Here is a 4,104-nt window from a genome sequence, read left to right on the forward strand (position 1 = left end):
GAGAAGATTGGGGGGCTATGCGACAACGTCATATGCGATGGCCCTGCCCGCCGGAGCGTGACAATTGAGGCAAGGCGGCAAGGATAGCAGGCGGGAGATCGACATGAGTGCAGGCAGCGGCGCGCGACGGAAGAACGTCATCTTCTCCGGCATATTCCTCATCATCTCCGCCGCCATGGGCGGTTATGCGCTGACGACCATGAACATGGGCACGCTGGACAGGATGGGACCGGCCTTCTTTCCGGTCGTCCTGTCGGCAATCCTTGCGGCCCTTGCCCTGATCGTGCTGTTTCTGCCCGCCCCCGCCGACGCAGAGCCCTTTGCCATAGCGCCGCCGCGGGCGATCGTGATCATCATCGCCTGCCCGATGATCTTCGGCTTCGCCATCGAACCTTTCGGCCTGCTGATCGCTGTTTTCCTGTCAATTTTCGTCTCCTGCCTTGCAAGCCAGGTGACGACGTTGCGCCAGGCGCTGCTGCTTTCCGCCGCCTTCAGCCTCTTCTGCGTCCTCGTCTTTCATTATCTTCTGAGCATGACCATCCCCCTTTGGGGTTCGGTCTTCACGGGTTGATCCATGGACCTTTTCGCGCATCTCTCCCTCGGACTGGAAACGGTCTTTCAGCCGATCAACCTGCTGTTCTGCTTCCTCGGGGTTTTCCTCGGCACCGCCATCGGCGTTCTGCCGGGCATCGGGCCACTCGGCACGATCGCCATTCTTCTGCCGGTGACCTTCGGTTTTCCGCCGGAGGCCTCGCTGATCATGCTGGCCGGCATCTATTACGGCGCGCAATATGGCGGCTCCACCACCGCCATCCTGATCAACCTGCCGGGGGAGGCCTCGTCGGCGGTGACCGCAATCGACGGTTACCAGCTTGCGCGACAGGGCAAGGCCGGCACGGCGCTCGCGCTGGCGGCGATCGGCTCGTTCATCGCCGGCTGTTTCGCGACGCTGCTGATCGCGATCTTCGCGATCCCGCTGACGATGCTCGCGCTGAAATTCACCCCGCCCGACTATTTCTCGCTGATGGTGCTCGGGCTGGTGGCCTCGATCGCGCTCGCCCACGGGTCGGTGCTCAAGGGCATCATCATGATCGTGTTCGGCCTGCTTCTCGGCACGGTCGGCACCGATCTCTACACCGGCCAGGCACGCTTCACCTTCGGCATGTTCGATCTGGCGGAAGGCATACCGATTCTCGGCTTCGGGGTCGGCATCTACGCCCTGTCCGAAATCCTCAAGGGCCTGGAGGATGAAACCCCGCGCGAGCCGCTCAAGACCAACATCTCGGCCCTGCTGCCGAGCCGCCAGGACCTGCGCGAGGCCGGTATGCCGATCCTGCGCGGCACGTTTCTCGGATCGTTTCTCGGCATATTGCCGGGCGGCGGCGCGATGCTGTCGTCCTTCGCCTCCTACATGGTGGAAAAGCAGGTCTCGAAGAAGCCGGAAACCTTCGGCCGCGGCGCGATCGCCGGCGTCGCAGGACCGGAATCGGCCAACAATGCCGGCGCGCAGACATCATTCGTGCCGATGCTGACGCTCGGCATCCCCTCCAACCCGCTGATGGCGCTGATGGTTGGCGCCCTGATCATCCAGGGCATCACCCCCGGCCCCAACCTGATCAACGAACAGCCCTCGCTGTTTTGGGGCGTCATCGTGTCGATGTGGATCGGCAATCTGATGCTGGTCGTGCTCAACCTGCCGCTGATCGGGCTGTGGGTGAAGCTTTTGAGCGTGCGCGCCAATTTCCTCTATCCCGCAATCGTCGGCTTTTCGGCGATCGGCGTCTATTCGATCAACGAAAACCCCTTCGACCTGATCGTCATGTCGGTGTCGGGCGCTGCCGGCTATGCGCTGAGCAAGCTCGACTGCGAGCCAGCGCCGCTTCTGCTCGGCTTCGTGCTGGGGCCGATGATGGAAGTCTATATGAGGCGCACCATGCTGCTTTCGGGCGGCGACGCCAGCGTGTTCCTCACCAGCCCGATCAGCCTGGGATTGCTGATCGCGTCCGCGATCGTCCTGGTGATCGTGCTGATCCCCACGGTCAATCGCCGCCGCGCGGAAGTGTTCGTGGAGGAAGACTGAGCGCGGGCGACCCGCACGTTCCACCGGCCCGTTTCGTGCCTACCCGTTCGGCAGAATGCCCATTTTCGAGGCACCTCTCCCGAGCCCTGCGTTTTTTGCATAGGGGCAATGCTGTTACCCCCCTGCCTCATGCCCCGCGGGCTCTGTATATATCCAATCAACAACAGCGCACCGAACACACGAAAGGAGCCGCAACATGAACATTCAACGCTCGTTCAACAACTGGCTCAAGTATCGCGAAACCGTCGCCGAACTTGGCCGCATGAGCAATCGCGAACTTTCCGACCTCGGTATCAGCCGCGCTGATATCCGTCGCGTCGCCCGCAAGGACGCGATCTGACAGAGCTTTCGAAGGGTGCTATCCTCCTCCCGGCCCCCTTCGATTACGATCGGCGATCCTCCTCCTCCTCCCAAATCGCCGATCACCACGATGACGCCCACCGGATCCTCCTCCCCCGGTGGGCGTTTTCATGTGCGCAATTGCGGATCGTTCAGGCCGATCGCACCTACGGATAAAGGTAAAGCCGCTCCCAGGCGCTGCGCGGGATTTCTGCGCCGAGCTTGAAGCTGAAGGATTTGACCGCGATCTCATCGCTGGCCGTCGCGCAGTGGTAGGAGAGCTTGTACCAGTGACCATGCGAGCGCACGGCTGCACCCGGCGCATCGATCGTGGTACCATGCACCTTTGTCGGCGCGAATGTGTAGGCTATCACCTTGTCGGGCGTCATGTCCTTGCGCGCCGCGTCGATCCGGCTCAGCGCCTCCACGTCGCAGCGCTGCTCAAGCTTTTCCTCGGGATCGAGCCGGTCGAGCTCGTTTTCGATCCGCTGGCTGATGGCGAGGGCGGGCGTAGCAACGAGCGTCAGCGTCAGCAGCGCAAGGAAGGCCTTGGTCAAGTCTCTGTCTCCGTTCATGGAAATCTGTCTCTGGCGCTTCCGTCCGGAAATCGGCATCCGCAAGCGCATCGCATATTGTAAGCACAGAGCAGCCGAATGCGGCAAGTCTGAGACCCGCGCTTGATGTCGTCCTTAAGCCCCCCTATCTTGCGCCGACATGACTTACCCGAAAGGCCTGCCCGTGACCCCCTTCAAGACGCTGCCCGATGCCCCCAAGGCAATCAAAAAAGCCCTCAGCGACACCCGCCACGGCAGGACCCGCTCGGATGACTACGCCTGGCTGAGGGCCGCCAACTGGCAGGCGATGTTCAAGGACCCGACGATCCTGGAAGCCGATATCCGCGCGCATCTGGAGGCCGAGAACGCCTATATGAAGGCCGCGATGGCCGACACCGAAGCGCTGCAGAAAAAGCTGGTTGCCGAAATGCGCGGCCGCATCAAGGAGGACGACAGCTCCGTGCCGATGAAGGAAGGGCCCTATGCCTATGGCACGGCGTTTCGCACCGGAGCCGAACAACCCTATTTCTTCCGCATCCCGCGCAATGGCGACGTCAATGACGAAAGCATCCGCGAAACCCTGCTCGATGGCGATCTGGAGGCCAAGGGCAAGGCCTATTTCGATCTCGGGGGTTTCGACCAGACCACCGATCACAGCCGCGCGATCTGGAGCTATGACGACAAGGGATCGGAGTTCTACACGCTGAAGGTTCGCGATCTTGAAACCGGCAAGGATATCGAGGACAGGATCGAGAACACCGGCGGCAGCGGCGTCTGGGCGCCCGATGGCAAGAGCTTCTTCTACACCGAGGTCGACGACAACCACCGCCCCTCGAAAGTGTTCCATCACGTGATCGGCACAAGGCAGGAAGACGACCGGCTGGTCTACGAGGAAGGCGATCCCGGCTTCTTCGTCGGCATTGCCGGCTCGCTGCTCGACGATTTCATCTATATCGACATCCACGACCACCAGACCTCCGAGGTCCGGATCATCCCGACCGCGAACCTCGACGCCGAGCCCGCGCTGGTGGCGGCGCGCGAAACCATGGTGGAATATGACGTCACCGAGGGCGGCGACGTGTTCTACATCCTGACCAATGACGGCGGGGCCAAGGATTTCAAGATCATGGA

At 61.9% G+C, this 4,104-nt stretch carries 4 protein-coding genes and 1 pseudogene; 4 read left to right on the plus strand and 1 reads right to left on the minus strand.

The annotated features are described in order from the left end of the window. Window positions 1–103 precede the first annotated feature (103 nt). From B4E36_RS05160 to B4E36_RS05170, 3 genes are all read left to right on the plus strand, one after another. A complete protein-coding gene (locus B4E36_RS05160; protein ID WP_292059844.1) occupies window positions 104–571 on the plus strand; it encodes a tripartite tricarboxylate transporter TctB family protein in 468 nt (155 codons plus the stop codon). 3 nt (window positions 572–574) lie between these two features. Further along, window positions 575–2,080, plus strand: coding sequence for a tripartite tricarboxylate transporter permease (locus B4E36_RS05165; RefSeq protein WP_292059843.1), 1,506 nt, complete (start codon window positions 575–577; stop codon window positions 2,078–2,080). 196 nt (window positions 2,081–2,276) lie between these two features. Next, complete coding sequence (locus tag B4E36_RS05170; protein WP_018064992.1) at window positions 2,277–2,420, plus strand: DUF1127 domain-containing protein; 144 nt, start codon at window positions 2,277–2,279, stop codon at window positions 2,418–2,420. A gap of 166 nt (window positions 2,421–2,586) precedes the next feature. Here the strand turns inward: B4E36_RS05170 and B4E36_RS05175 are convergent, their stop codons facing one another. Continuing rightward, window positions 2,587–2,976: a DUF930 domain-containing protein gene (locus B4E36_RS05175; RefSeq protein WP_292059841.1), complete on the minus strand. Its 390-nt coding sequence runs from the start codon at window positions 2,974–2,976 to the stop codon at window positions 2,587–2,589. A gap of 181 nt (window positions 2,977–3,157) precedes the next feature. On the opposite strand from B4E36_RS05175, the pseudogene B4E36_RS05180 reads away from it, so the two are divergent. After that, window positions 3,158–4,104: pseudogene (locus B4E36_RS05180) on the plus strand (S9 family peptidase); the annotation flags it as partial.

Source organism: Martelella sp. UBA3392 (genome assembly GCF_002358775.1).
In the GTDB taxonomy this organism is placed as follows: domain Bacteria; phylum Pseudomonadota; class Alphaproteobacteria; order Rhizobiales; family Rhizobiaceae; genus Martelella; species Martelella mediterranea.